This is a genomic window from Streptomyces venetus (genome assembly GCF_039540295.1).
Taxonomy (GTDB): domain Bacteria; phylum Actinomycetota; class Actinomycetes; order Streptomycetales; family Streptomycetaceae; genus Streptomyces; species Streptomyces venetus.
Genome location: NZ_BAABET010000001.1, coordinates 496,768 through 521,125, shown reverse-complemented (window position 1 = coordinate 521,125; position 24,358 = coordinate 496,768). Strand labels below are relative to the sequence as shown.

The 24,358-nt window shown below is 71.3% G+C and carries 27 protein-coding genes; 14 read left to right on the top strand and 13 right to left on the bottom strand.

The features are described from left to right. Nucleotides 1-3: 3 nt before the first annotated feature. Nucleotides 4-786, bottom strand: coding sequence for an IclR family transcriptional regulator (locus ABEA82_RS02295; RefSeq protein WP_345659628.1), 783 nt, complete (start codon nt 784-786; stop codon nt 4-6). Nucleotides 787-885: 99 nt separating this feature from the next. Here ABEA82_RS02295 and ABEA82_RS02290 point away from each other — a divergent pair, with 99 nt between their 5' ends. The 7 genes from ABEA82_RS02290 to ABEA82_RS02260 all read left to right on the top strand — a co-directional run bounded on the left by ABEA82_RS02290 (nt 886) and on the right by ABEA82_RS02260 (nt 7,838). Beyond that, a complete protein-coding gene (locus tag ABEA82_RS02290) occupies nt 886-1,833 on the top strand; it encodes a 5-dehydro-4-deoxyglucarate dehydratase (RefSeq protein WP_345659627.1) in 948 nt (315 codons plus the stop codon). After that, nucleotides 1,830-3,119, top strand: coding sequence for a glucarate dehydratase family protein (locus ABEA82_RS02285; protein ID WP_345659626.1), 1,290 nt, complete (start codon nt 1,830-1,832; stop codon nt 3,117-3,119). Before ABEA82_RS02290 ends, ABEA82_RS02285 begins: the two co-directional genes overlap by 4 nt. A gap of 83 nt (nt 3,120-3,202) precedes the next feature. Further along, the gene (locus ABEA82_RS02280) at nt 3,203-4,336 is read left to right on the top strand and encodes a carbohydrate kinase family protein (RefSeq protein WP_345659625.1); all 1,134 of its coding nucleotides are present in this window, start codon (nt 3,203-3,205) and stop codon (nt 4,334-4,336) included. 253 nt (nt 4,337-4,589) lie between these two features. After that, the gene (locus ABEA82_RS02275; protein WP_345659624.1) at nt 4,590-5,657 is read left to right on the top strand and encodes a PhoH family protein; all 1,068 of its coding nucleotides are present in this window, start codon (nt 4,590-4,592) and stop codon (nt 5,655-5,657) included. 14 nt (nt 5,658-5,671) lie between these two features. Next, nucleotides 5,672-6,169 (top strand): rRNA maturation RNase YbeY, encoded by a 498-nt coding sequence (gene ybeY, locus ABEA82_RS02270; protein ID WP_345659623.1) that lies wholly within the window; start codon nt 5,672-5,674, stop codon nt 6,167-6,169. Nucleotides 6,170-6,177: 8 nt separating this feature from the next. Next, nucleotides 6,178-7,482: a hemolysin family protein gene (locus ABEA82_RS02265; RefSeq protein ID WP_345659622.1), complete on the top strand. Its 1,305-nt coding sequence runs from the start codon at nt 6,178-6,180 to the stop codon at nt 7,480-7,482. Next, nucleotides 7,479-7,838 carry an MmcQ/YjbR family DNA-binding protein gene (locus ABEA82_RS02260; protein WP_345659621.1) on the top strand — a complete coding sequence of 120 codons (360 nt, stop codon included), beginning with the start codon at nt 7,479-7,481 and terminating at the stop codon, nt 7,836-7,838. The genes ABEA82_RS02265 and ABEA82_RS02260 overlap by 4 nt, the downstream gene beginning before the upstream one ends. Here the strand turns inward: ABEA82_RS02260 and ABEA82_RS02255 are convergent. Then, nucleotides 7,800-9,251, bottom strand: a complete 1,452-nt coding sequence (locus tag ABEA82_RS02255) for an MFS transporter (protein ID WP_345659620.1) — start codon at nt 9,249-9,251, stop codon at nt 7,800-7,802. The two genes, ABEA82_RS02260 and ABEA82_RS02255, sit on opposite strands and share 39 nt — an antisense overlap. A gap of 142 nt (nt 9,252-9,393) precedes the next feature. Here ABEA82_RS02255 and ABEA82_RS02250 point away from each other — a divergent pair, with 142 nt between their 5' ends. The 3 genes from ABEA82_RS02250 (at nt 9,394) to ABEA82_RS02240 (ending at nt 11,358) form a co-directional block, all read left to right on the top strand. Then, nucleotides 9,394-10,218, top strand: a complete 825-nt coding sequence (locus ABEA82_RS02250; protein ID WP_345660106.1) for a helix-turn-helix transcriptional regulator — start codon at nt 9,394-9,396, stop codon at nt 10,216-10,218. 28 nt (nt 10,219-10,246) lie between these two features. After that, nucleotides 10,247-10,600 carry a cytidine deaminase gene (locus ABEA82_RS02245; protein WP_345659619.1) on the top strand — a complete coding sequence of 118 codons (354 nt, stop codon included), beginning with the start codon at nt 10,247-10,249 and terminating at the stop codon, nt 10,598-10,600. A gap of 281 nt (nt 10,601-10,881) precedes the next feature. Then, nucleotides 10,882-11,358 (top strand): hypothetical protein, encoded by a 477-nt coding sequence (locus ABEA82_RS02240; RefSeq protein WP_345659618.1) that lies wholly within the window; start codon nt 10,882-10,884, stop codon nt 11,356-11,358. 31 nt (nt 11,359-11,389) lie between these two features. Here the strand turns inward: ABEA82_RS02240 and ABEA82_RS02235 are convergent, their stop codons facing one another. Together ABEA82_RS02235 and ABEA82_RS02230 are read right to left on the bottom strand one after the other, a co-directional pair. Continuing rightward, the gene (locus ABEA82_RS02235; RefSeq protein ID WP_345659617.1) at nt 11,390-11,728 is read right to left on the bottom strand and encodes a P-II family nitrogen regulator; all 339 of its coding nucleotides are present in this window, start codon (nt 11,726-11,728) and stop codon (nt 11,390-11,392) included. Continuing rightward, nucleotides 11,725-13,035, bottom strand: a complete 1,311-nt coding sequence (locus ABEA82_RS02230) for an ammonium transporter (RefSeq protein ID WP_345659616.1) — start codon at nt 13,033-13,035, stop codon at nt 11,725-11,727. The genes ABEA82_RS02235 and ABEA82_RS02230 overlap by 4 nt, the downstream gene beginning before the upstream one ends. Nucleotides 13,036-13,207: 172 nt before the next feature. Between ABEA82_RS02230 and era the strand changes: the two genes are divergently transcribed. Beyond that, on the top strand, nt 13,208-14,170 hold the full coding sequence (gene era / locus ABEA82_RS02225; RefSeq protein ID WP_345659615.1) for a GTPase Era: 963 nt from the start codon (nt 13,208-13,210) through the stop codon (nt 14,168-14,170). Between the two features lie 16 nt (nt 14,171-14,186). Here the strand turns inward: era and ABEA82_RS02220 are convergent, their stop codons facing one another. From ABEA82_RS02220 to ABEA82_RS02195, 6 genes are all read right to left on the bottom strand, one after another. Then, on the bottom strand, nt 14,187-16,010 hold the full coding sequence (locus tag ABEA82_RS02220; RefSeq protein WP_345659614.1) for an ABC transporter ATP-binding protein: 1,824 nt from the start codon (nt 16,008-16,010) through the stop codon (nt 14,187-14,189). Beyond that, nucleotides 15,988-16,461 carry a lasso peptide biosynthesis B2 protein gene (locus ABEA82_RS02215; protein ID WP_345659613.1) on the bottom strand — a complete coding sequence of 158 codons (474 nt, stop codon included), beginning with the start codon at nt 16,459-16,461 and terminating at the stop codon, nt 15,988-15,990. Before ABEA82_RS02215 ends, ABEA82_RS02220 begins: the two co-directional genes overlap by 23 nt. After that, nucleotides 16,458-16,784 (bottom strand): lasso peptide biosynthesis PqqD family chaperone, encoded by a 327-nt coding sequence (locus ABEA82_RS02210; RefSeq protein ID WP_345659612.1) that lies wholly within the window; start codon nt 16,782-16,784, stop codon nt 16,458-16,460. The genes ABEA82_RS02215 and ABEA82_RS02210 overlap by 4 nt, the downstream gene beginning before the upstream one ends. Beyond that, nucleotides 16,765-18,606, bottom strand: a complete 1,842-nt coding sequence (locus ABEA82_RS02205; RefSeq protein ID WP_345659611.1) for a lasso peptide isopeptide bond-forming cyclase — start codon at nt 18,604-18,606, stop codon at nt 16,765-16,767. The genes ABEA82_RS02210 and ABEA82_RS02205 overlap by 20 nt, the downstream gene beginning before the upstream one ends. Before the next feature lie 86 nt (nt 18,607-18,692). Then, nucleotides 18,693-18,806 (bottom strand): keywimysin-related RiPP, encoded by a 114-nt coding sequence (locus tag ABEA82_RS02200; RefSeq protein WP_345659610.1) that lies wholly within the window; start codon nt 18,804-18,806, stop codon nt 18,693-18,695. Between the two features lie 132 nt (nt 18,807-18,938). Continuing rightward, nucleotides 18,939-19,385 (bottom strand): ATP-binding protein, encoded by a 447-nt coding sequence (locus ABEA82_RS02195; RefSeq protein WP_345659609.1) that lies wholly within the window; start codon nt 19,383-19,385, stop codon nt 18,939-18,941. 245 nt (nt 19,386-19,630) lie between these two features. On the opposite strand from ABEA82_RS02195, the gene ABEA82_RS02190 reads away from it, so the two are divergent. From ABEA82_RS02190 to ABEA82_RS02180, 3 genes are read left to right on the top strand one after another with little or no spacing between them, the layout of a single operon-like run. Then, entirely contained in the window at nt 19,631-20,503 is an 873-nt protein-coding gene (locus ABEA82_RS02190) for a helix-turn-helix domain-containing protein (RefSeq protein WP_345659608.1), read from the top strand. After that, nucleotides 20,500-20,751, top strand: coding sequence for a DUF397 domain-containing protein (locus ABEA82_RS02185; RefSeq protein WP_345659607.1), 252 nt, complete (start codon nt 20,500-20,502; stop codon nt 20,749-20,751). Before ABEA82_RS02190 ends, ABEA82_RS02185 begins: the two co-directional genes overlap by 4 nt. A 52-nt stretch (nt 20,752-20,803) precedes the next feature. After that, nucleotides 20,804-21,616 (top strand): SAM-dependent methyltransferase, encoded by an 813-nt coding sequence (locus tag ABEA82_RS02180; protein WP_345659606.1) that lies wholly within the window; start codon nt 20,804-20,806, stop codon nt 21,614-21,616. On the opposite strand, the gene ABEA82_RS02175 is transcribed toward ABEA82_RS02180, so the two are convergent. From ABEA82_RS02175 to ABEA82_RS02165, 3 genes are read right to left on the bottom strand one after another with little or no spacing between them, the layout of a single operon-like run. Continuing rightward, on the bottom strand, nt 21,606-22,940 hold the full coding sequence (locus tag ABEA82_RS02175) for a GH1 family beta-glucosidase (RefSeq protein ID WP_425588466.1): 1,335 nt from the start codon (nt 22,938-22,940) through the stop codon (nt 21,606-21,608). The two genes, ABEA82_RS02180 and ABEA82_RS02175, sit on opposite strands and share 11 nt — an antisense overlap. Nucleotides 22,941-22,986: 46 nt before the next feature. Beyond that, complete coding sequence (locus tag ABEA82_RS02170; RefSeq protein ID WP_345659604.1) at nt 22,987-23,253, bottom strand: protealysin inhibitor emfourin; 267 nt, start codon at nt 23,251-23,253, stop codon at nt 22,987-22,989. A gap of 20 nt (nt 23,254-23,273) precedes the next feature. Further along, on the bottom strand, nt 23,274-24,335 hold the full coding sequence (locus ABEA82_RS02165) for a M4 family metallopeptidase (protein ID WP_345659603.1): 1,062 nt from the start codon (nt 24,333-24,335) through the stop codon (nt 23,274-23,276). Nucleotides 24,336-24,358 lie beyond the last annotated feature (23 nt).

The window sequence follows — 24,358 nt, the reverse complement described above, 5'->3', positions numbered from 1 at the left end:
CCGCTACCGCCAGTGCACCGTTCCGCCGCCTGCCGGGACCGTCGCCTCGGCCTTCGCCCGGACCTCCCGCATCACGGCGATGATCCGCTCCTCGTGCTCCGGCGTGAGCCGGGCCACCGGCACCGAGCAGCTGATCGCGTCCTGTGCCGGGGTGTCGTAGCGCAGGGCGAACCCGAAGCCGACGATGCCCGTCACGCCCTCCTCCCGGTCCACGGAGTGGCCGTGGGCCCGGACACCGGCGAGGTCGGCCGCCAGGGACTCCCGGGTCGTGTGCGAGTTCGGGGTCAGCGCCGCGTACGGCCCCTCGGGCAGCTCCTCGTCCGGGCGCTCCGCCAGCAGCGCCTTGCCCAGGGCTCCGGCGTGCGCGGGCAGCCGTCGGCCCACCCGGCTGATCGTACGCAGGTACTCGTGCGACTCCCGCGTCGCCAGGTAGGTCACGTCCCTGCCGTCCAGCCGGCCCATGTGGATCGTCTCGCCGAGCGCCTCGGACGCCTCGTCGAGGTACGGCCGCACCGCCCGGACCCGCGGGTCGGAGTCCAGGTAGCTCGTGCCGGTGAGCAAAGCGTGGATGCCGATGCCGTACAGGGAGCCGGTGATGTCGGTGCGGACCCAGCCGCGCGAGATTAGGGTCTGGAGCAGCGCGTACATCGAGCTGCGCGGCACGCCGAGTTCGTCCGCGAGCTCCTGGAGCCGCGCGGGGCGGTCCCCGCGTGCCGCCAGGAGTTCCAGCAGCTCGACCGTGCGGGCCGCGGACTTCACCTCGCGGACGCCCCCTGTGTCTGGCATGGCCCGATGGTAATCCGGCCGCCGTGACGGTTGACGTGCGCGTACCCAACCAGCATTCTCATACATAGATGGCGTCTACATAAGGAGATGAGCGCGGAGATGACCCCGAGCGCTGGACCGGGCACGGTCGCGCACCGGCTGCGGGAGGGCATGGCCGGCGGCGTGCTGTCGTTCCCGCTGACCAGCTTCCGCGACGACGGCACCCTCGACCCGGACGGCTTCCGCGCCTACGTCGCACAGCGGCTCGCCGCCTCGCCCGGCGCCGTCTTCCCCGCCTGCGGCACCGGCGAGTTCTTCTCGCTCGACGAGGACGAGTACCGGCAGGTCGTGACCATCGCCGTCGAGGAGGCGGCGGGCCGCGTACCGGTCGTGGCCGGGACCGGATACGGCTGGGCACAGGCCGCCCGGTTCGCGCGTATCGCCGAGGAGGCCGGCGCCGACGCGCTCCTCGTGCTGCCCCACTACCTCGTCGCCGCTCCGCAGGACGGGCTGGTCGCCCAGCTGGAGCACATCGCCGCCCGCACCCGGCTGCCCCTGATCGCCTACCAGCGCGGCCAGGTCGCCTTCACCGCCGCCTCGGTCGAGCGCATCGCCGCCCTTCCGAACGTCATCGGCCTCAAGGACGGTCACAGCGACCTCGACCGGCTCCAGCGCCTCACGCTCGCCGCGCCCGAGGACTTCCTGTTCTTCAACGGCGCCGCCACCGCCGAGATCCAGGCCCGGGCCTACGCGACCGTCGGCGTCCCCGCCTACTCCTCCGCCGTGCACGCCTTCGCCCCCGAGATCGCCGACGCCTTCTTCACCGCCCTGCGCGACGACGACCACGCCACCGTCGACACACTGCTGCGCGGCTTCTACGTCCCGCTCGTCGAACTGCGCGACCGCGTCCCCGGGTACGCCGTGTCGCTGGTGAAGGCGGCGGCCCGGCTGCGCGGCCACCGGGTCGGACCGGTACGCGCCCCGCTCACCGACCCCTCGCCCGCCGACCTGGCCGCCCTCACCGCCCTCCTCGCCGCCGGACTCGACCTCGTAGGAGCAGCCCTGTGAACCTCACCATCACCGACGTCCGGCTGACGCCGATCCTGGTCGCCGACCCGCCGCTGCTGAACACCCAGGGCGTGCACCAGCCGTACACGCCCCGGCTGATCGTCGAGGTCGTCACCGCGGACGGGGTCACGGGCGTGGGGGAGACCTACGGCGACACCAAGTACCTGGAGCTGGCCCGGCCCTTCGCCGAGCGGCTGAAGGGGCGGCGGGTCAGCGACCTGGGCGGGCTGTTCACGGTCGCGGACCAGGTCACGGTGGACGCCTCCCGGGTCGAGAACGCCGTGGACGTCGGCGGGCTGCGCGGGGTCCAGACCGCCGACAAACTGCGGCTGTCCGTCGTCTCCGGCTTCGAGGTCGCCTGCCTCGACGCCCTCGGCAAGGCCCTCGGGCTGCCCGTGCACGCGCTGCTCGGCGGCAAGGTGCGCGACGCCGTCGAGTACAGCGCGTACCTGTTCTACAAGTGGGCCGACCACCCGGCGGGCGTCGCCTGCGAGAAGGACGACTGGGGGGCCGCCGTCGACCCGGCCGGGGTGGTGGAACAGGCCCGGCGGTTCACCGAGCGGTACGGCTTCACCTCCTTCAAGCTCAAGGGCGGTGTCTTCCCGCCCGACGAGGAGATCGCCGCGATCAAGGCGCTGGCCGAGGCGTTCCCGGGGCATCCGCTGCGGCTGGACCCCAACGGCGCCTGGTCCGTGGAGACCTCGCTGAAGGTGGCGCAGGAGCTCGGGGACGTCCTGGAGTACCTGGAGGACCCGACCCTCGGCACCCCCGGCATGGCCGAGGTCGCCGAGCGGACCGGGGTCCCGCTGGCGACCAACATGTGCGTGACGACCTTCGCCGAGATCAAGGAGGCGTTCACCAAGAACGCCGTCCAGGTCGTGCTCTCCGACCACCACTACTGGGGCGGGCTGCGCAACACCCAGCAGCTCGCCGCCGTCTGCCGCACCTTCGGCGTCGGTGTGTCGATGCACTCCAACACCCACCTGGGCATCTCGCTCGCCGCGATGACCCACGTGGCGGCCACCGTCCCGGATCTGCACCACGCCTGCGACTCCCACTACCCCTGGCAGTCGGAGGACGTGCTCACCGAGCGGCTCACCTTCGAGGGCGGCAAGGTGACCGTGTCCGACGCGCCCGGGCTCGGTGTGGAGCTCGACCGTGACCGGCTGGCCGAGCTGCACCAGCGGTGGCTGGACGACGCCGGCGCGCTGCGGGACCGCGACGACGCGGCGGCGATGCGGGTCGCCGATCCCGAGTGGGTGACGCCCTCGATGCCGCGCTGGTGACACCGATGCATGCGTGACCGGCGTCACGTTGTCGGTGGTGTGGTGCAGACTGGGCTGATCCGCACCACGTCAGGGAGCGCACCGTGATCGCGTCCACCGTCCCGGCCGGAAAGGGCCCGAGAAAGGGATCGCACCGCCAGACCCAGGTCGATCCCCTCGCCTCGCTGCGAGCCCCGGACGACCCGCCCTGGGACGTCTACCTCACCGGCACCGTCTTCCTCGACATCATCTTCACCGGGCTCGACTCCGCCCCGGTGCGCGGGACGGAGTCCTGGGCCCGCGGGATGGGGTCGAGCCCCGGCGGCGTCGCCAACATGGCGACCGCGCTGGCCCGCCTCGGCCTGCGCACCTCCCTCGCGGCGGCCTTCGGCGACGACCACTACGGCGACTACTGCTGGGACGCCCTGGAGCACGGCGAGGGCATCGACCTCTCCCCGTCGCGCACGGTGCCCGGCTGGCACTCCCCGGTGACCGTCTCCATGGCGTACGAGGGGGAGCGCACGATGGTCTCGCACGGCCACGAGCCGCCCCCGGAGGAACCCGCCCCCGACTGCCCGCCCCGCGCCCGTGCCGCCGTCGCCTCCCTCTCGCCCGGTGTCAGCGCGCCCTGGATCGCCCAGGCGGCGGGCAAGGGCACCCGCGTCTTCGGCGACGTCGGCTGGGACGACACCGGCGCGTGGGACCTGGCGGGCCTGCCCGACCTGCGGCACTGCGAGGCGTTCCTGCCGAACGCGGAGGAGGCGATGCGGTACACGGGGGCGGACAGCCCGCGGGCCGCCGCGCACGCCCTGACGGAGTACGTGCCGGTCGCCGTGGTGACCCTCGGGGCGGACGGAGCGTACGCGGTGGACCGGCGCACCGGGGAGACGGCCGAGGTGCCGGCCATCGCCGTCGAGGCGCTCGACCCCACGGGTGCCGGAGACGTGTTCGTCGCCGGGTTCGTGGCCGGGACGCTGGCGGACTGGCCGCTGGCGGACCGGCTGGCCTTCGCCGGGCTGACGGCGGCGCTGTCGGTGCAGGAGTTCGGGGGGTCGTTGTCGGCGCCCGGGTGGTCGGAGATCGCGGCGTGGTGGCGCAGGGTGCAGTCGGTGGAGGGGCAGTCGCAGGCGGCGTTGCGGAGGTACGGGTTCCTCGCGGGGCTCGTGCCGGAGGAGTTGGTGAGACCCTGGCCGTTGCGGAGAGCTGTTCCCACGATCGGCTTCCGGCGCTCGGCGTGACCCCCTGGCCTGCCAGGGGGCTCCGCCCCCTGGACCCCCGGCCTGTGCCCATCCACCACCCGACACGGCCGGCCAAGACGCACCGTCGCCTCCCGACACGGCCGGCCGAGCCTGGCTGTCGCCTTCCGTTTCCGGCCCCGCCTCCAAAACCCCTACGGCGTTGTCAGTCCCCCGTCGTACCCTGGGAATCGCGAGGCCGCCCTCAGCTACGCGGCCGTGAAGAGGAGGATCCGCAGGCCTTAAGCGCCGGCCCATGACTCAATCATCGACAGCTCACACCGCCGCGCAGGAGCAGGCGAGAGCGCAGTTCACCGTCCCCGCCCAGCACCCCATGGTGACCGTGCTGGGATCCGGCGACTCCCTCCTGCGCGTGATCGAGAAGGCCTTCCCGGCGGCCGACATCCACGTCCGGGGCAACGAGATCAGCGCGGTCGGCGACCCGAAGGACGTCGCCCTCATTTCGCGCGTGTTCGACGAGATGATGCTGGTGCTCCGCACCGGGCAGCCGATGACGGAGGACGCAGTGGAACGCTCGATCGCCATGCTGAAGGCGAGCGAGAACGGGGAGAGCGACGGCCAGGAGACCCCGGCCCAGGTGCTCACGCAGAACATCCTGTCCTCGCGAGGCCGCACGATCCGCCCCAAGACGCTCAACCAGAAGCGCTACGTGGACGCGATCGACAAGCACACGGTCGTCTTCGGCATCGGCCCCGCCGGCACCGGCAAGACGTACCTGGCGATGGCCAAGGCGGTGCAGGCCCTGCAGTCCAAGCAGGTCAACCGCATCATCCTGACCCGCCCCGCGGTCGAGGCCGGAGAGCGGCTCGGATTCCTCCCGGGCACGCTCTACGAGAAGATCGACCCCTACCTGCGCCCGCTCTACGACGCGCTGCACGACATGCTCGACCCGGACTCCATCCCGCGGCTGATGGCGGCCGGCACCATCGAGGTCGCGCCGCTCGCCTACATGCGCGGCCGCACCCTCAACGACGCCTTCATCATCCTGGACGAGGCCCAGAACACGAGCCCCGAGCAGATGAAGATGTTCCTCACCCGCCTCGGCTTCGACTCGAAGATCGTGATCACGGGTGACGTGACCCAGGTGGACCTGCCCGACGGCCAGAAGTCGGGTCTGCGGCAGGTGCAGGACATCCTGGACGGCGTCGAGGACGTCCACTTCTCCCGGCTTTCGTCCCACGACGTGGTCCGGCACAAGCTGGTGGGCCGTATCGTCGACGCGTACGAGAAGTACGACACCACGCACGGCACCCAGAACGGCGGGAACAAGAGCCGCGGCAAGTCCGTGCACAAGGGGAAGTAGACAAGCACAACACCATGTCGATCGACGTCAACAACGAGTCCGGCACCGAGGTCGACGAGCAGGCGATCCTCGACATCGCCCGCTACGCACTCGCGCGGATGCGCATCCACCCGCTCTCCGAGCTCTCGGTGATCGTCGTGGACGCCGACGCCATGGAGCAGCTCCACATCCAGTGGATGGACCTGCCGGGCCCGACGGATGTCATGTCCTTCCCGATGGACGAGCTGCGTCCGCCGTCCAAGGACGACGACGAGCCGCCGCAGGGGCTGCTCGGCGACATCGTGCTGTGCCCCGAGGTCGCCACCAAGCAGGGCCAGGAAGCGGAGACGCAGCACTCCATGGACGAGGAGCTCCAGTTGCTCACCGTCCACGGCGTGCTGCACCTGCTGGGCTACGACCACGAGGAGCCGGACGAGAAGGCCGAGATGTTCGGACTCCAGGCGGCCATCGTGGACGGCTGGCGCGCGGAGCGGGGCCTGACCGGTCCCTCCCCGGCGCCGACGGTCTCGTAGCGCCGCCGATGAGTCCGCAACTCGCCCTGGGTGCCATCGCCCTGGTCGTCGTGGCCTGGCTGGCCGCCTGCGCGGAGGCGGGCCTCGCGCGCGTCTCCAGCTTCCGCGCCGAGGAGGCCGTGCGCTCCGGCCGCCGCGGCAGCGCCAAGCTCTCCCAGGTCGCCGCCGACCCGACCCGCTACCTCAACGTGGCGTTGCTGGTCCGCGTCGCCTGCGAGATGGCCGCCGCCGCGCTGATCACCTACGGCTGCCTGAAGGCGTTCGACGGCACCACGGAGGCCCTGCTGGTCGCCATCGCGGTGATGGTCCTGGTGTCCTACGTGGCCGTCGGGGTCTCGCCGCGCACCATCGGCCGCCAGCACCCGCTGAACACGGCGACGGTCTCGGCGTACGTCCTGGTGCCGCTGGCCCGGGTCATGGGCCCGATCCCGTCGCTGCTCATCCTCATCGGTAACGCGCTCACCCCCGGCAAGGGCTTCCGGCGCGGCCCGTTCGCCTCCGAGGCGGAGCTGCGGGCGCTGGTCGACCTCGCCGAGAAGGAGTCCCTCATCGAGGACGAGGAGCGCCGCATGGTGCACTCGGTCTTCGAACTGGGCGACACCCTCGTCCGGGAGGTCATGGTCCCGCGCACGGACCTCGTGGTCATCGAGCGCTTCAAGACCATCCGCCAGGCCCTCACCCTCGCCCTGCGCTCCGGCTTCTCCCGCATCCCGGTGACCGGCGAGAGCGAGGACGACATCGTCGGGATCGTGTATCTGAAGGACCTGGTCCGCAAGACGCACATCAGCCGCGACGCCGAGTCCGAGCAGGTGTCCACGGCCATGCGCCCGGCGTTCTTCGTGCCCGACACCAAGAACGCCGGCGACCTGCTGCGCGAGATGCAGAAGGAACGCAACCACGTCGCCGTCGTCATCGACGAGTACGGCGGCACCGCCGGCATCGTCACCATCGAGGACATCCTCGAGGAGATCGTCGGCGAGATCACCGACGAGTACGACCGCGAACTGCCGCCGGTGGAGGACCTCGGCAAGGACCGCTACCGGGTCACGGCCCGCCTCGACATCAGTGACCTGGGCGAGCTGTACGGCCTGGAGGAGTTCGACGACGAGGACGTCGAGACGGTCGGCGGGCTGCTGGCGAAGGCGCTGGGCCGCGTCCCCATCGCCGGGGCGTCGTCCGTCGTCGCCCTCCCCGACGGCCGGGAACTGCGGCTGACCGCGGAGGCCGCGGCAGGCCGCCGCAACAAGATCGTGACGGTGCTCGCGGAGCCGGTGCCCCCGGCGGACCCCGCGGAGGAGGAGAAGCCGGAGTGACTCCCCAGGAACTGCGCGCGTTCTGCCTGTCCTTCAACGCGGCGGTGGAGGACTTCCCGTTCAGCCCGGAGATCTCGGTCTTCAAGGTGCGGGGCAAGCTGTTCGCCCTGTCGCACCTCGACGCGCGTCCCCTGAAGGTCAACCTCAAGTGCGACCCGGACGACGCGATCCGGCTGCGCCGCGAGCACGAGGGGCTCGTCGTCCCCGGCTGGCACATGAACAAGCGCCACTGGAACACCGTCACGGCCGACGGCGAGCTCCCGGATCAGCTGGTCCGGGAGCTCATCGAGGACTCGTACGACCTGGTGGTGGCGGGCCTACCGCGAGCCGAGCGCCTCCGGCTCGACCGCTCCTGAGGCCCTCTGCGCATCCGCCCTGCGGCCCCGCAGGCCGAGGCCGACGAGGACGGCCGCCGCCAGCACGATCGCGGTCTCCACCGCGAGGACCGTGTGGAGGCCGGTCAGCAGGTCCGACGAGGTGGTCGCGAGGACGCCCAGCAGCGGGATGCCGATGGTGATGCCGACCTGCTGGGTGGAGGTGACCAGACCGGTCGCCAGGCCCTGCTCCGCGTCGGGAACTCCGGACGTGACCGTCAGGCCGTAGGAGACGATCGCGCCGAGGTGGCACATGCTCGCCAGCGAGACGGCGGCCGTGGCGAGCCACACCGACCAGACGTGGGTGCCCAGCCCCAGCATCGCGGCGGTCAGCACACCCTGCCCGGCGAGCGAGCCGACGAGCGTGCGGCGGGCGCCGAAACGCCCGATGACCCGGGCGGCGAGGGTCCCGGCGACCGCCGACAGCACGCCCTGCACGCCGAAGACCAGCCCGGTCTCGAAGGCGGACAGGCGCAGGGTCTCCTGGAAGTACAGGGTCAGCACGAACACCACCGTCGACATCATCGAGAAGGTGACCAGACCGCCCACGTTGCCCCACGCCACGGTGCGCCGGCGCAGCATCGGCAGGGAGACCAGCGGCGCCTCGGTGCGGGACTCGACGCGCACGAACGCGATGAGCAGTGCCGAACCCGCGACCAGGGTCGCGATGACGTCGACATGGCCGAAACCGCGGTCGGCGGCCGTCGACAGGGCGTAGATCACGCAGAGCAGACCGCCGGTGACGGTGACCGCGCCCGGCACGTCCAGGCGCCCGCGCTCGGGGGTGCGGGACTCCGGCAGCAGACCGGGGGCCAGGGGCAGGACGATCAGCGCGAAGAGGGCGAGCACGCCCATGGTGGAGCGCCAGCCCAGCAGGTCGGTCAGGACACCACCGGCCACCATGCCGACGGTGAAGCCGAGCGAGAGCAGCGTGCCCGAGATGCCGAGGGCGCGGTCGCGGGCCGGCCCCTCCGCGAAGGTCGTGGTGAGCAGGGACATCCCGGTCGGCACGATGGCCGCCGCGCCGATCCCCTGCAGGGCCCGCCCGGTCAGGAACGACGCGGGGTCCCAGGCGAAGGTGGCCAGCAGCGAGGCCGCCCCGAACAGGGCGAGTCCGGTCAGGAACAGCCGTCGGCGGCCGTACAGGTCGCCGACGCGGCCGAAGAGGAGCAGGAAGCCGCCGGACGGCAGCGCGAACGCGGTGACCGCCCACTGCAACGCCGACTGGCTCATGCCGAGGTCGGCGCCGAGGACGGGCAGTGCCACGTTCAGCACGGAGAAGTCGAGGGCCACCATGAACTGGGCGGCGCACAGGACGAACAGGACGAGTCTGTCGCGCGTCGACAGCCGTGGTGTGTCGAGCGGTGGGGGTGCGGGTGTGGTGTCGATCGCCATGGGCAAGAGCCTGCGGCCGGCGGAATAGCCGTGGGTAGCGGCAGGTTGTCCTGGTGGTCACACCACCAGACACGAGGGGGACGGGTCCGTGCCCGTGGACGAGCTCAAGGCCCGGCGGCGAAGTGAGCTGCGCGAGTTCCTGATGAGCCGGAGGGCCCGGATCAGCCCGGCCGAAGCCGGACTCCCGGACGGTGGCGCCCGCCGCCGCACCCCGGGGCTGCGCCGCGAGGAGGTCGCGGTGCTCGCCGGTGTCGGCGCCTCCTGGTACCAGTGGCTGGAACAGGGCCGGGACATCTCGGTCTCCCCGCAGGTCCTCGACTCCGTCGCCCGGGTCCTGCGGCTGAACAACGCCGAGCGCCGCCACCTCTACGCCCTCGCCGGCATGAACCCGCCCGTGCCCGAGGCCGAGCCGGACAAGCAGCGGGACATGTGCGAGGGGCTGCGGCGGCTGATCGACGCGTGGATGCCGTACCCGGCGCACATCATGGACTCGTACTACAACTGCGTGCTGTACAACGACGCGGCCGCGTCCGTCCTCGGAATGCGGCCCGGCATCACGCAGAACTGCATCATCGACTTCTTCACCGACCCGATGTACCGCTCCCGTGCGCTGAGTTGGGAGCGGAACGCGCGCACGGTCGTCGCGCAGTTCCGGGCCGCCTGCCTGGCCAGCCCGGACGACGAGGGGTTCCAGGAGGTGGTGGCCGAACTGAAGGCGGCGAGCGCGGAGTTCGCCGAGCTGTGGGAGCGGCGGGACATCGAGGAGGCCGGGCAGATCCGCAAGGAGATGGACCACCCGGTGGTGGGGCTGCTGTGCTTCGAGTCCAGCGTGATGAAGCTGCCGGCGCGGCCGGACCTGGCGGTCGTGCTGCACACGCCGCTGAACGAGGCGGACACCGCGGCCAAACTGGAGTGGCTGGCGTCGCCCGAGGGACGGCGCGGGGCGATGTACCCCGTGGCGGGATAGCGGCGGTACCTGTTCGTATGCTCGGGGCATGACCGACAGCAACGCGCTCGACCCCGAGGACCGCAAGATCGTCACCCTGGCCCGTTCCGCGCGGGCCCGCAACGGCGTGCCCGAGGGCGCGGCCGTACGGGACGAGACCGGACGCACCTATGTCGCGGGCACCGTGGCCCTCGACTCCCTGAAGCTCAGTGCCCTGCGGACGGCGGTGGCGATGGCCGTGGCCTCGGGCGCGACGTCCCTGGAGGCGGCGGCCGTCGTGACCGAGGCGGAGACCGCGACCGCGGAGGACCGGGCGGCGGTACGGGATCTCGGCGGTGCGGAGACGCCGGTGCTGGTGGCCGGGCCCGACGGGGTTGTCCGGCTGAGGGTCTCTGCGGGCTGAGGACCTGGGGGCTGCGCCCCCAGACCCCCCATCGGCCTGGACGGCCTCGTCCTCAATCGCCGGACGGTCTGGTTGGTGCCCACCGGGCTGTCCGGTGAGCCCTGGCCGAACTTCGCTGTAACCGGCGGTAATTAGGCCAGATTTCAACCTTGCCGCCGTCTGCCCCACACGCATCAATGGAACCGTAAATTCCGACGGACCGTCAGGTTCGGCTCTCGCGCAGCGTGCCCGCACTCACCTGCCGAGCGGTCCCCCCACCACGAAAAGGGAGCCGGAATCCCATGAGACGCAAGCGAATCGGAGCAGGTGCGGCACTGGCGGCCGGGGCCCTCGCGGTCACCGGGCTCGCCTTCGCACCGGCAGCTCTCGCCGTCACCCCCCAGACGGCGACGATCAGCGCGGACTGCGGCGCGTTCGGCAGCGGCGAGGCCACGCTCACCGCCACACAGGACGGCACCGCCGCCACCGTCACCGTCAAGTCCTCCGCCATCACCGCGCCGATCGCGCTCGGCGAGGACTCGATCACGTCCACCCTCACCCTGGTGAAGGCCGGCGGCGGCACCGTCGACTTCACCGGCACGGAGAACCCGGCGATCGCCGCCGGTGCCCCCGTCGAGGTCGGTCCCCTCAGCGGCACCGTGGCCTCCGGCGACAGCCTGGAGGCCTTCGGCGGCTCGCTGAGGATGACCGTCTTCGGCATCACGATCACCTGCACGGCGGCCGGGCCGCAGTCGCCGGGCCCGTTCGTGTTCGACTGACAGCCCTGACCGAAGCGAGGCGGCCCCGGTGTCAGAGCGCGTCGGGGCCGCGCTCGCCCGTCCGCACCCGGACGACGGTGTCCACGGGCAGCGCCCAGACCTTCCCGTCGCCGATCTTGCCGGTCTGTGCGGCCTTCACGACCGCGTCGATGACGGCCTCGGCGTCCGCGTCCTCGACGACGACCTCGACACGGACCTTCGGTACCAGGTCGACCTGGTACTCGGCGCCGCGGTACACCTCGGTGTGACCGCGCTGCCGGCCGTAGCCGCTGGCCTCGCTCACGGTCAGGCCCTGGATGCCGAGTTCCTGCAAGGCGTTCTTGACCTCGTCGAGGCGGTACGGCTTGACGATGGCGGTGATGAGCTTCATGCCTGAGGGGTGACCTTCTGGGCGGGGGAGACGACGGAGGAGGAGACCGGGGCGCCGTGGCCCAGGACCCCGTGATCGTAGGCCGTCTCGGCGTGCACCGTAAGGTCCAGGCCGGTCTGCTCCTGCTCCTCGCTCGCGCGCAAGCCCATCGTGGCGTCGATCAGCCTGCCGATGCCGTACGTCACGGCGAAGGCGTACACCCCCACCACGACCACGGCCAGCAGCTGCTTGCCGAGCTGGGCGAGGCCGCCGCCGTACAGGAGGCCCTCGGCGCCGCCGGTCATCGAGTCCACGGCGAAGACGCCGATGAGGAGCGTGCCGATGACACCGCCGACCAGGTGGACGCCGACGACGTCGAGGGAGTCGTCGTAGTTCAGCTTGAACTTCCAGCTCACGGCGTACGAGCAGACCGTGCCGGCGGCGAGGCCGACGACCAGGGCGCCGAGCAGGGAGACGGACCCGCAGGACGGGGTGATCGCGACCAGACCGGCGACCGCGCCGGACGCGGCGCCCAGGGTCGTGGGGTGGCCGTCGCGCTTCTGCTCGACGAAGAGCCAGCCGAGCAGGCCGGTGCAGCCCGCGGCGAGGGTGTTGAGGAACGCGGCGGCCGCGAGACCGTTCGCGCCGAGGGCGGAACCGGCGTTGAAGCCGAACCAGCCGAACCAGAGCAGACCGGCGCCCAGCATCACCATGGGCAGGTTGTGCGGACGCATGGAGTCCTTCTTGAAACCGAGCCGCGGGCCGAGGACCAGGCACAACGCCAGTCCGGAGGCACCGGAGACGATCTCGACGGGCAGTCCGCCGGCGAAGTCGAGAGCGCCGAGCTTCTCCAGGATCCAGCCACCCGGGCCCCACACCCAGTGCGCGACCGGAACGTATACGAGCAGCGCCCACACCGGGACGAAGACCAGCCACGCCCCGAACTTCGCCCGGTCGGCGACCGCGCCGCTGACCAGGGCGGCCGTGATGATCGCGAAGGTGAGCTGGAAGGTCGCGAAGAGGAAGGTGGGGACGGTGCCCTGGACGCTGTCCGGGCCGAGGCCGCTCATGCCGACGTGGTCGAGACCGCCGATGAGTCCCCCGGCGGCGTCCTCGCCGAAGGCGAGCGAGTAGCCGGCGGCCAGCCACACCACGGTCACCAGGGCGATCGACACGAAGCTCATCATCAGCATGTTGAGGACGCTCTTCGTGCGGACCATGCCGCCGTAGAACAGGGCGAGGCCCGGGGTCATCAGCAGGACGAGGGCGGTGGCGGCGAGCAGCCAGGCGGTATCGCCGGTGTCGGCGCTTGCGGCGGCCAGGGGCACGGTGTCTCCAACGGGTGGGGCTCTCCGGGGCTCGTCAGAGGTTCACCGCCCCGCGTTTCCGGCGGTGCACGGCCGTGTTTCCACGGTGTTTCGTTGCGTGAGGGTTTCGGAAAGCTCACCGGGCCGGGGGTGCGCGGGCCGCGGTGCGGAGGGGTCTCGTGGATCAGGGAGAATGGGCGGCATGAGCGTGCGTACCCAGTCATCCGAAGAGTCGGGCGAGACCGTCCACCGTGCCGGCTTCGCCTGCTTCGTCGGCCGCCCCAACGCGGGCAAGTCGACCCTGACGAACGCTCTGGTCGGCCAGAAGGTGGCGATCACTGCGAACCAGCCGCAGACGACGCGGCACACCGTGCGGGGCATCGTGCACCGCCCGGACGCCCAGCTGATCCTGGTCGACACCCCGGGGCTGCACAAGCCGCGCACACTGCTGGGCGAGCGGCTCAACGACGTCGTGCGCACGACGTGGGCCGAGGTCGACGTGATCGGCTTCTGCCTGCCGGCGAACGAGAAGCTCGGCCCCGGTGACCGCTTCATCGCGAAGGAACTGGCGTCCATCAAGAAGACGCCGAAGATCGCGATCGTCACGAAGACCGACCTGGTCGACGGCAAGACGCTCGCCGAGCAGCTCATCGCGATCGACCAGCTCGGCAAGGACCTGGGCTTCGAGTGGGCCGAGATCATCCCGGTGTCGGCGGTCGGCGACAAGCAGGTGGACCTGCTGGCCGACCTGATCGTCCCCCTGCTGCCCGAGGGCCCCGCGCTCTACCCCGAGGGCGACCTGACCGACGAGCCCGAGCAGGTCATGATCGCGGAGCTGATCCGCGAGGCGGCCCTGGAGGGTGTGCGCGACGAGCTGCCGCACTCCATCGCGGTCGTGGTCGAGGAGATGCTCCCCCGCGAGGACCGCCCCGCCGACAAGCCCCTCCTCGACATCCACGCCTTCGTCTACATCGAGCGCCCCAGCCAGAAGGGCATCATCATCGGCCCCAAGGGCAAGCGCCTGAAGGAGGTCGGCATCAAGTCCCGCAAACAGATCGAGGCCCTGCTGGGCACGCCGGTCTTCCTGGACCTCCATGTGAAGGTCGCGAAGGACTGGCAGCGGGATCCCAGGCAGTTGCGCAAGCTGGGTTTCTGAGGGGTCGGCCGATCGGTCACCCGGCTCCGCCCTTCAGGCCCGCTGCGCGCGGCACGCGGAGATCCCCGGTCTGCTGAGCGCGGATGAGCGACCGGTAGTGCTCACTGCTGTCGAGGAGCTCCCCGTGGCTGCCCGTGGCGACGACTCGGCCGGCGTCGAGGACGACGATCAGGTCCGCGGCGCGGATGGTCGACATGCGGTGCGCGATCACGAGCAGCGTGCACTCCCGCGCGGTTTCCCGCATCGACCTGCGCAGCGCCGCTTCGCTGACCGCGTCCAGATGGGCGGTCGGCTCGTCCAGCAGGAGCAGGCGCGGCCGGGCCAGCAGAGCCCGGGCGATCGCGATCCGCTGGCGCTCACCACCGGAGAGCGCCATGCCGTGCTCCCCGGCGTCGGTCTCCAGACCCTCCGGCAGACGGTCGATCAGATCCGTGAGGTGTGCCAGCTCGACCACCCGGTCCAGCTCCTCCGGCCCGGCGTCCGGGACGGCGTAGGTCAGGTTCTCCCGCAGCGTGCCGTACAGCACCGGGGCGTGCTGTTCCACCAGACCGACCCGGGCCCGGTGCGCGGCCCGGCCGATCTCCCGTATGTCACCGCCGCCGAAGAGGATGTGGCCGCGATCCGGGTCGTAGAACCGCTCGATCAGCGCGAACACGGTGGACTTTCCGACTCCCGAGCTGCCGATCAGGGCGACATGGGAGTGCTCCGGTGCCTCGAAGGTCACGCCGCGCAGGACGGGGCGCCGCGGTTCGTAGCCGAACCACACGTCACGGAACTCCAGCGCGGGCGCTCGTGGCCGGCCGCCGCCACCCGCCGGGCCGGCCGCCGGAGCCCCGGCCGCTGACACGGCGTCCTGCTCCGTGGGCAGCTCGAGCACTTCCGTGACCCTGCGGTACGCCCCCACGCCCTGCTCCATGGTGCTGAGCGACTGGAACAGCATGCCGATCGGCTCCACCAGGTAGATCATGTAGAGCAGGAAGGCGGCGAGGTCGGCGATCGACCCCTGCCGGTCGGCGACCCGCATGCCGCCGATGAGCAGGACGACGACGAACGATCCCTTGACGGCCAGTTGGATCGCCGGTGCCACCACGGCGTCCAGCTTCGCCATCCGCACGCTTCCCACGTAGGCCGATCTGGCGCCACCCGCGATGCGGTCGGTCTCGCGCTGCTCGGCGCGGCTGGCCCGGACGGTGCGGATGGCACCGAGGGCGCGCTCCAGATCGGCGGTCATCGCGCCCGTCGCCCGCTGCGTGAGGAGCGACGCCACCTCGATGCCGTGCAGCACCGACACGACGACCACGGTGGCGATCGCCACCATGCCCAGCACGACGAGGAACATCAGCCAGTCGAGCCAGACCATCAGCACCACGATGCCGATCAGCCCGATGGCACCGGTGATCGCCTCGGTGAAGCCCTCCGCGACGAGCAGCCGCAAGGTGGTGCTGTCGGTGCTGGTGCGCGAGATCAGATCGCCGATGCGGTGGCGGTCGTACACGGCCATGGGCAGCCGCAGTACGTGCTTGATCAGGCCGATCCGGATCCCCAGGACGATCCCTTCGCCCGTGCGGGCCAGGACGAACTGGGCGAGGCCCTGCACCAGTGCCTGGGCGAGAAAGAGGACGACCAGCAGCGCCAGGGCGGGCCCGATCGAGCTGCCGGACGCGGTCGACTCGATCACCTGCTTGACCAGCAGCGGCTGGGCCAGGCTCAGGGCCGAGGCCCCCAGCGTCAGCAGGACGGCGAGGGCGACCCACCGCCGGTGGCCGTGCAGCAGACGCAGGAAGTCCAGCGGGGCGGTCCGGCTCCGCTCGCCGGTCTCACCGGTCGCTTCGGGCTTCATGGATCACGGCCTCGCGGCTGACGGAACCGGGAGCGCAGGGCACGGTGAAGAGGGGGCGGAAGTAGTCGGGCGGGTGGGGCTCTCCCACCGGCACCCCCTCCGCCTCCACCCAGGCGTGCGCGCCGAAGGGCGGCAGACGCCGCGCGCCCACGCACCAGGTCGGCCACTGGCCGTGCAGGCGGCACAGCAGGATCGTGGCCAGGGACCGGGGCAGGCACCCTTCCCGGCCCCCGCACGCCAGGCTGACCGCGACCACGGAGTCCCGGGCGGCCCGGGTCTGTTCGAGGGTCGCCGGGCGGGCGCCCCGGCGCAGCCACTCCAGCACGGCCCGTATGCGCCGGGGGCGTCGGTGGGCCAGAAGCCGCGCGGCGCCCACGGCGAGCCGAACCGGGATCCGGCGCCGCAGGGGCACCGAGCGCGGGTCGTGGAAGATCACCTCCGGTGAGGTCATCGCCGCTTCCTCCCCGCCCGTCGTGCGCGTCCGTGCGGCCATCGGTCGTGCGCACTGCGGCCCCGCTCGCCTTCGTCCAGGCCCGCCGAGTGCAGTTGGCCGACCAGCTCCCGGACGTCCCGGTGCGCGGTGCCGATGTCCACCGCGTACTCGTCGCTGAGTTTCCGCGCGGCATCGGCTTCGGTGCCGCCGTCCAGCAACGTCCGCAAGGCGAGGGCGGCGGTGGGGTTGAGGGTCCAGTACTGGTCGCGGTCCTCGTCGAGGAGCGCGATCCCGTAGTCCGTCTCGGCCGTGAACACACCTTCACGCAGCTTGAATGTCATCGGCCCTCTCCAGCTCCAGCGTGCGCAGCCACAGCTCGCACACCACGGTCTGGTACAGCGCGTCGAACGGCAGGGTCGGGGGCAGCGGGCCACCGCACGTCTCGCGCAACTCCCTCGCGTCGATCAGACCCGCCCGGGCCAGCCGGGAGTCCTCGCACAGGGCCAGCAACTCGGCACGCTGCTCCCGCATCCCGGCCTCCGCCTCGTAGGAGCCCTCGTCCTTGGTGTGGCGGGTCAGGCTCTCGTCGGGAACGATGCCGCGCATCGCCTCGACGATGAGCGGCTTGTACCGCCAGGGGGTGATCCGGTCCTGCGGCCGCACCGCCAGGCCCGCTTCGATCACGCGGTCGTCGTAGTAGGGGGCGGCGAAGGTGAGCCCGGTGCGGCCGGCCAGCTGGCTCACCTGCCGGACCATGCGGGAGTTGTTTCCCAGGGCGTCCAGCTCGACGTGCTGTCCGCGCCCTTCCGCCAGGGGTTCGGTGGTACGTGCCGTGGTGCGGATCAGCTCTCGTACGGTTTCGACGGCGTCCGGTGTCGCCCATGGGGGGAGCCGCGGAGGCGTGCCCCAGTCCAGCGCGGGCGCCTCCAAGGGGGGCGGCAGGCCGGTGAGCAGATCGCCGGCCCGGGCGAGCCACGAGCGGTAGGAACTGTTGTCCCACAACTGCCGGAGCGCTTCCCGGTACGGCCAGGGGCCCTGCGCGGCGAAGCCACGCAGGCGCTGCCACGCGACCCTGGGGTGGGTTCGTATCAGCGTGTGCAGATGCGCGGGCGAGCCGGCGAGCAACTCGTCCCCGCCGAAGCCCGTCAGGTGCATGCGGGAACCGTGTTCCGCGGCCAACCGTGGAACGGCCAGACAGCGGCTGGGATGCATCATCGCCGGGCACGGCTCGTCGAAGCGCTCGACCACGTCCCGAAGGCCCTCGAAGACCATCGGCAACCGGTCTCCGGCGAGGGTGTGGTGTTCGACGCCGTCCAGTCCCGCGACCGTCCGGCGAGCCCAGGTCACGTCGTCGCACAGGGGATCGAGGCCGTCGGCGGTGTAGGCGATGACCTTCGCCGTGCCGCGTGCGGCCAGCGCGCACACCGAGGTCGAGTCCAGCCCGCCCAGATCGCAGCTCACCACCTCCCGGCCCCGGACACGGACCTCCACCGCCGCCGAGAGCGCCTGCCGAAAGGCCGGCGCGCCCTCGGCCATCGGCACCACCGGCTCGGGAGGCGTCCACCACGCGACGGGCCGTCCCCGGCCGTCCGCGTCGAGCGCCAGGTAGCGGCCCATCTCCAGGGCGTTCACCTCACGCCACACCGGCTCGCCGGCCAGCGGGTGCGGCGCGTACGGGTTCAGCAGGCGGACTGCCAGCCGCTGCTCGTCGACCTCCGCGCCGAGCAGGGCGGCCAGGACGTCGGCCCGGTCCGCGGCCACGGTGGCGTCACCGATCCTGGCGTGGAACACCCGCCGGAAGCCGCTGATGCTTCCCTGGACCCGCACACGTCCGGCGACAGATGCGATCAGGTGAGAACTCCCGACCATGTCACGAGCCGGCCCGTCCAGGTCGGCGACCGTGTTGATCCGGCCCGCCGCCGGGCCGAGCCGGTCGGCGGTGACGGCGTGTTCACCGACGACCACGATCTTCGTCCGGCCCGCCTCCCCGACGGTCATGGCACCGGGGGACCAGCGGCCGAGCAGCCAGGACCGTCCGGACGGGTGGCCGACCTCCTGGATGTTCCGGACGCGAAGTGCGGCGGCCACCGGGGCCGCCGAAGCACAGTCCGGGAGGACGACGAACCAGCCCGGCCCCTCGCCGGAATCAGGAAAACCGACCATGTCGGTCCCTTCCTGCACGCGGGGGGCGGCAGGACTGACGCCCTACCGCCGCTTGGATATCCCGTGCCGGTGGCACAACCGGCGGATCAGGAGAACTTCCTCCGGAAGAACCAGAACCGTTCCGGTCCGTCCTTGAAGCCCAGACCGGTCTTGCGGAAGGAGCCGACCGCAGTCAGCGTCGGACGCTCGTAGGTGCGCATCTCGTTGCACCTCCTGAACTGCGCACATCGCTATCGGTTATCTCCTCCACAATAGGCATCGATTCAACCAAATGGCCAAGATGTCCAGCTCTGTTGCGGATTCAATATTTAGGCCTTCTCAGTGTGCCGTGCTCATAACACCGTCGCCAGGCTCGCCCACACCGCGTTGCCGCCCGTCAGAGGGGAGCGGGTGATGCCCCAGCAGTCGGCTATCTCGCGGACGAGCAGGAGTCCGCGGCCGTGCTCGTCGTCGGGGCCGGGGCGGCGATCGGGGATGCCGCGGCCCGTGAGGTCGCCGTCGTGCACCTCTAGCCGGAAGCGGTCGTTCCTCATCCGTGCGACGCCGCAGAGGATGCGTTCGCTGAGGGTGTGCAGGACGGCGTTGGTCACCAGTTCGGACACGAGCAGCACGGCGTTCGCGCACGCCTCGTCGGGTATCCGCCACGAGGCCAGCCGGGCCTGCGTGGCGTGACGGGCGACCCTGACGCTGGTCCGGTGGGGCGGTAGTTCCAGCCAGTGCGTGCGGTCCGGGCGCACCGCGTCCAGGGAACGGGGAGTGGAAGTCGTGTGGGGGGACACGGCGGTCGCCTTCCGTGGGGGGTGGGCGAGTCGAGGAAGGGGGAGCGGGCAACGGACCGGCCGGAAAGTGGGGTTCGGGCTTCCGGAGCCCTGTTCACACAAGTAACTATGCTCGCAGAGCAGTTCACGCTGCAACCATCTCCCTGATAATTTCAACCGGAACGTATCGTCCCGCTTGGACGTCTGACGGAACGATCAAGTCCTGTTCAGGCTTGCGCCCGTGACGACCCCTCAGGAGGTAGGGCGTGAACGACGCGAGACCGGGCACCGGCGCCGGCGCACCCACCGTTCTCCGCATGATCCTCGGCCGTCGGCTCCAGGAGGCCCGGCAGTCCGCGGGCCTGTCCCTCGACGACGCGGCCAAGGCCCTGCGGGTGACACCGCTGACCATCCGCCGTCTGGAGAAGGCCGAGGTCGGCCTGAAGATCCTCTACGTCGAGAAGCTGCTCCAGACCTACGGGGCGGGCCGGCAGGAGATCGAGGAGTTCGTAGCCCTGGCCGAGCGGGCCAACGAGCCCGGCTGGTGGCACCCGTATCGCGATGTGATGCCGTCGTGGTTCACCGCCTACGTGAGCCTGGAGACCGGCGCGAGCACGGTGCGCACCTACGAGCCGCAGTACGTCACGGGCCTGCTCCAGACACCCGGGTACGCGCGGGCCGTGCTGCGCGGTGGGTTCCCGAACGAGAACGAGGAGGACCTGGACCGGCGCGTGGAGCTGCGGCTGCGCCGCCAGAGCCTGCTCACCAAGCCGGACGCGCCCACCCTGTGGGTGGTGATGGAGGAGGCCGTACTGCACCGGGAGGTGGGCGGCCCCGAGGTGATGCGGGAGCAGATCGACCGGCTCCTGGAGGCGTCCGAGCTGGAGCACGTCAGCGTCGACGTGGTTCCGTTCTCCGCCGGCGCCCACGTCGGCGCGTGCGCGCCCTTCACCTACTTCCGGTTCGAGGAGCGGGAACTGCCCGACATCGTCTACAGCGAGATCCTCTCCGCCTCCGTCTACCTCGACCAGCGCGCCGACGTCGTCGCCCATCTGGAGGCGCACAACCGGCTGTCGCTGAAGACCTCGTCCGCGGACAGCAAGGCGCTGTTGAACCGCATGCGGAAGGAGTACTCATGACCATCGCCGAGGGCACCGTCTACAACGGGATGCCCGCGTCGGACCTGGGGGAGCAGGGCTGGGAACGGCCCTGGAGCGGTCCCAACGGCGGCCAGTGCGTGGAGACCAAGCAACTCGCCGACGGCCGCGTGGCGGTCCGGCAGTCCACGGATCCGGCCGGTCCGGCGCTGATCTACACGCCCGAGGAGATCACCGCGTTCGTCGCGGGGGTCAAGAAGGGTCTCGCCGACCACTTGACGGCGCACTGACACCACTGAGCCTTACGCGCACCACCCTCCCCCCACACTCGAAAGGCACAGCATGACCCACTCGCAGGCCGCGCGGGTCATCGACACCAGCAGGCCGCACTCCGCCCGCATGTACGACTACTACCTCGGCGGCAAGGACCACTTCGAGATCGACAAGCAGGCGGCCGAGCGGGTCGCCGAGGCCTATCCCGCCATCTTCGTCTGCGCACGCGAGAACCGGGCCTTCATGCACCGCGCCACCCGGGTCCTCGCCCGCGAGCACGGCATCCGCCAGTGGCTGGACATAGGCACCGGCATCCCCACCGAGCCCAACCTGCACCAGGTGGCCCAGTCGGTCGTCTCCGACGCCCGCGTGGTCTACGCCGACAACGACCCGCTGGTCCTCAAGTACGCCGAGCGCCTGATGCGCAGCTCGCCCGAGGGCCGCACGACGTACATCGAGGCGGACGTCAACGACCCCCGGACCCTGCTGAACGCGCCCGAGCTGGCCGAGGTCCTGGACCTGAACCGCCCGGTCGCGCTCTCCCTCAACGCCCTGATGCACTTCGTCACCGACGCCCAGGACCCCTACGGCATCGTGCGCCGCCTGCTGGACGTCCTGCCCTCGGGCAGCGCCCTGGCGCTGAGCCACTGCACGCCCGACTTCGACCCGGCCACGTGGCAGAAGGTCACGGACATCTACACCTCGGCCGGCACCCCGGTGCGGTTCCGCTCCCGGGAGGACGTCGCCCGCTTCTTCGACGGGCTGGAGCTGCTCGACCCGGGCGTCACCGTGGGCCACCGCTGGCGGCCCGACGCCACCGAGGGCGAGGTCCCGACGGACGCCGAGGTCAGCCTGTGGACCGGAGTGGGCATCAAGCCGTAGGCGCCTGTGCCCTCAGCATCTCCCGGTACCAGCGGTACGAGGCCTTGGGGGTCCGCTCCAGGGTCTCGAAGTCGACGTGGACCAGGCCGAAGCGGCGTGCGTAGCCCTCGGCCCACTCGAAGTTGTCGAGCAGGGACCACACGAAGTAGCCGCGCACGTCCACGCCCGCCTCGATCGCCCGGTGCAGCGCCCGGACGTGGCCGTCCAGGTAGCTGACGCGCTCCTGGTCGTCGACGCCCGGGTAGGAGCAGCCGTTCTCGGTGATGACGACGGGCGGCAGACGGTCGCCGTAGCGGTCGCGGAAGCCGGTGAGGAGTTCGGTGAGGCCCTCGGGGACGACGGGCCAGCCGAAGTCCGTGACCGGGTGGCCCTCGATCTCCCGGACCGAGAAGGGGAGTTCGGCGGGCATGGTGACGCCGCCGAACTCGATCTCCGTGCCCTGCGGGGCGCCCACCCGGGTCGGCGCGTAGTAGTTGACGCCGTACCAGTCGAGCGGCTCGGCGATCACCTTCAGGTCGGCCTCGACGTCCCCGGGCATCAGCTCCCCGATGCCGTCCGGGTACCGGCCCAGCAGCAGCGGGTCCGCGAAGAGGCGGTTCAGCAGCAGGTCGTAGAAGTCGGCGGCCTCCACGTCCGCCGCCTCGGTCGACGCCGCCCAGGTCGGGCCGTGCGAGTTGGCGATGCCGATGTCACCGGCGCCGCGGGCGCGCAGGGCCCGTACGGCCAGGCCGTGGGCCAGCAGCTGGTGGTGGGCGGCCGGGAGCGCGTCGAACAGCAGCCGCTTGCCCGGTGCGTGGACCCCCAGGGCGTGGCCGAGCAGGGTGTGCTCGGCGGGCTCGTTCAGGGTGATCCACTTGGTCACCCGGTCACCGAGGCGGCCGGCGACCAGCGACACGTACTCCGCGAAGCGTTCCGCCGTGTCCCGCTCCAGCCAGTCCAGGTCCGCCGGCAGGTCCCAGTGGAAGAGGGTCGGCACCGGGCGGACGCCCGCCGCGCACAGCTCGTCCACCAGCCGGTCGTAGAAGTCCAGGCCCTTCTCGGAGCGCACCCTGGGCCAGGAGACCGAAAAGCGGTACGCGCTCACGCCCAGGTCGGCGAGGAGGGCCACGTCCTCGCGGTGGCGGTGGTAGTGGTCGCAGGCCACCGCCGCCGTCGAGCCGTCCTTCACCCGTCCCGGTCCGGCCGTGAAGGCGTCCCACACGGACGGCTCGCGCAGCTCCGCCGCGCCCTCGATCTGGTGCGCCGAGGTCGACACGCCCCAGAGGAAGCCGGCCGGGAAGCGGGGGATCGGGTTGCCTGCGTCAGTCGCCATGCGCTGGATCATCCGTACCGGCGGTAACAGAAGTCAACGGGCAGGCGGGAGGGACCCGTTACGCCCCCTCCTTCAGCACCCGCGAGATCAGCTTCCGCTGCTCGTCGGTCAGCCGGGGGTCCGCGCAGTACACGGTCTTCCCGTCCACCGTGAGCTGGTAGCCGAACCCGTCCGGAACCCCGACCGGCGGTGTGCTCCGGCCGTCGGCCACCGCCCGCTCGGCCAGGGCGTGCCACTCGGGGGCATCGAGGCGGCCCGAGGTGTCCACCTCGGCGTACCGCTCGATGCCCGCGAACCCGCCCGTGCGCCTCACCTGAATCCGCATGGCACCTGTCTAGTACGGAACTACAGGGTCCGCACCCCGACCTGCTCCCACCCCTTGGAGACGGCGTCCAGCTCCTCCCCGTCGCCGAACCGCTCCCGCGCGGCCTTGACCGTGAGCGTGGCGAAGTCGGTGAACATCGCGTCCTGCCTCAGCTCGCCGCCGGTCAGCACGTCGTACCAGACCTGCCCCGCCCGCTCCCAGGCGTGGCCGCCGAGGGCCGTGGCCGCGAGGTAGAAGGCGTGGTTCGGGATGCCCGAGTTGATGTGGACCCCGCCGTTGTCGCGGCCGGTGCGGACGTAGTCGTCCATCGACGCGGGCTGCGGGTCCTTGCCGAGGACGTCGTCGTCGTACGCCGTGCCCGGCGCCTTCATGGAGCGCAGCGCCACGCCCGTCACCCGCGGGGCGAGCAGGCCCGCGCCGATCAGCCAGTCGGCCTCGGCGGCGGTCTGGCCGAGCGTGTACTGCTTGATGAGCGAGCCGAAGACGTCCGAGACCGACTCGTTCAGCGCGCCGGGCTGGCCGAAGTAGGTGAGGTTGGCCGTGTACTGCGTGACCCCGTGGACGAGTTCGTGGCCGATGACGTCGATCGGGATGGTGAAGTCGAGGAAGATCTCCCCGTCCCCGTCGCCGAAGACCATCTGCTCGCCGTTCCAGAAGGCGTTGTTGTAGTCCCGGTCGTAGTGGACCGTCGCGTCCAGCGGCAGCCCGTTCCCGTCGATCGAGTCGCGCTGGTACGCCGTGAGCAGCAGCTCGAAGGTCGCGCCGAGGCCGGCGTAGGCGCGGTTGACGGTGGCGTCCCTGCCCGGGTCCTCGCCCTCCCCGCGGACCTTGCGGCCGGGCAGGTCGGTGCCGTGCCGGGCGTCGTAGACCGTGCGCTGCGGCTTGCCGTCGGCGACCGAGGCGACGGCGCTCGCGCCGATGACCGTGGTGAGGCGGCGCTGGGTGCGCTCGTAGGCGTCGCGCTGAAGGGTGCGGCGGGCCGGACCGGCCAGCGCGGGGTCCTCGGCCTGGGACAGCTTGTCGAGGACGTGGGGCGGGACGATGGTGCAGAAGACGGGCTCGAAGCCCCCGTGAGTCGTCATGCCCGGCACCCTTGCACTGCGTG

Excerpts from the sequence above, each read along its gene's own strand:
- ABEA82_RS02295 (WP_345659628.1), bottom strand. The coding sequence starts at position 786 with ATGCCAGACACAGGGGGCGTCCGCGAGGTGAAGTCCGCGGCCCGCACG.
- ABEA82_RS02290 (WP_345659627.1), top strand. The coding sequence starts at position 886 with ATGACCCCGAGCGCTGGACCGGGCACGGTCGCGCACCGGCTGCGGGAG.
- ABEA82_RS02275 (WP_345659624.1), top strand. The coding sequence starts at position 4,590 with ATGACTCAATCATCGACAGCTCACACCGCCGCGCAGGAGCAGGCGAGA.
- ybeY (WP_345659623.1), top strand. The coding sequence starts at position 5,672 with ATGTCGATCGACGTCAACAACGAGTCCGGCACCGAGGTCGACGAGCAG.
- ABEA82_RS02265 (WP_345659622.1), top strand. The coding sequence starts at position 6,178 with ATGAGTCCGCAACTCGCCCTGGGTGCCATCGCCCTGGTCGTCGTGGCC.
- ABEA82_RS02255 (WP_345659620.1), bottom strand. The coding sequence starts at position 9,251 with ATGGCGATCGACACCACACCCGCACCCCCACCGCTCGACACACCACGG.
- ABEA82_RS02250 (WP_345660106.1), top strand. The coding sequence starts at position 9,394 with ATGAGCCGGAGGGCCCGGATCAGCCCGGCCGAAGCCGGACTCCCGGAC.
- ABEA82_RS02245 (WP_345659619.1), top strand. The coding sequence starts at position 10,247 with ATGACCGACAGCAACGCGCTCGACCCCGAGGACCGCAAGATCGTCACC.
- ABEA82_RS02240 (WP_345659618.1), top strand. The coding sequence starts at position 10,882 with ATGAGACGCAAGCGAATCGGAGCAGGTGCGGCACTGGCGGCCGGGGCC.
- ABEA82_RS02235 (WP_345659617.1), bottom strand. The coding sequence starts at position 11,728 with ATGAAGCTCATCACCGCCATCGTCAAGCCGTACCGCCTCGACGAGGTC.
- era (WP_345659615.1), top strand. The coding sequence starts at position 13,208 with ATGGGCGGCATGAGCGTGCGTACCCAGTCATCCGAAGAGTCGGGCGAG.
- ABEA82_RS02220 (WP_345659614.1), bottom strand. The coding sequence starts at position 16,010 with ATGAAGCCCGAAGCGACCGGTGAGACCGGCGAGCGGAGCCGGACCGCC.
- ABEA82_RS02215 (WP_345659613.1), bottom strand. The coding sequence starts at position 16,461 with ATGACCTCACCGGAGGTGATCTTCCACGACCCGCGCTCGGTGCCCCTG.
- ABEA82_RS02210 (WP_345659612.1), bottom strand. The coding sequence starts at position 16,784 with ATGACATTCAAGCTGCGTGAAGGTGTGTTCACGGCCGAGACGGACTAC.
- ABEA82_RS02205 (WP_345659611.1), bottom strand. The coding sequence starts at position 18,606 with ATGGTCGGTTTTCCTGATTCCGGCGAGGGGCCGGGCTGGTTCGTCGTC.
- ABEA82_RS02200 (WP_345659610.1), bottom strand. The coding sequence starts at position 18,806 with ATGCGCACCTACGAGCGTCCGACGCTGACTGCGGTCGGCTCCTTCCGC.
- ABEA82_RS02185 (WP_345659607.1), top strand. The coding sequence starts at position 20,500 with ATGACCATCGCCGAGGGCACCGTCTACAACGGGATGCCCGCGTCGGAC.
- ABEA82_RS02180 (WP_345659606.1), top strand. The coding sequence starts at position 20,804 with ATGACCCACTCGCAGGCCGCGCGGGTCATCGACACCAGCAGGCCGCAC.
- ABEA82_RS02175 (WP_425588466.1), bottom strand. The coding sequence starts at position 22,940 with ATGATCCAGCGCATGGCGACTGACGCAGGCAACCCGATCCCCCGCTTC.
- ABEA82_RS02170 (WP_345659604.1), bottom strand. The coding sequence starts at position 23,253 with ATGCGGATTCAGGTGAGGCGCACGGGCGGGTTCGCGGGCATCGAGCGG.
- ABEA82_RS02165 (WP_345659603.1), bottom strand. The coding sequence starts at position 24,335 with ATGACGACTCACGGGGGCTTCGAGCCCGTCTTCTGCACCATCGTCCCG.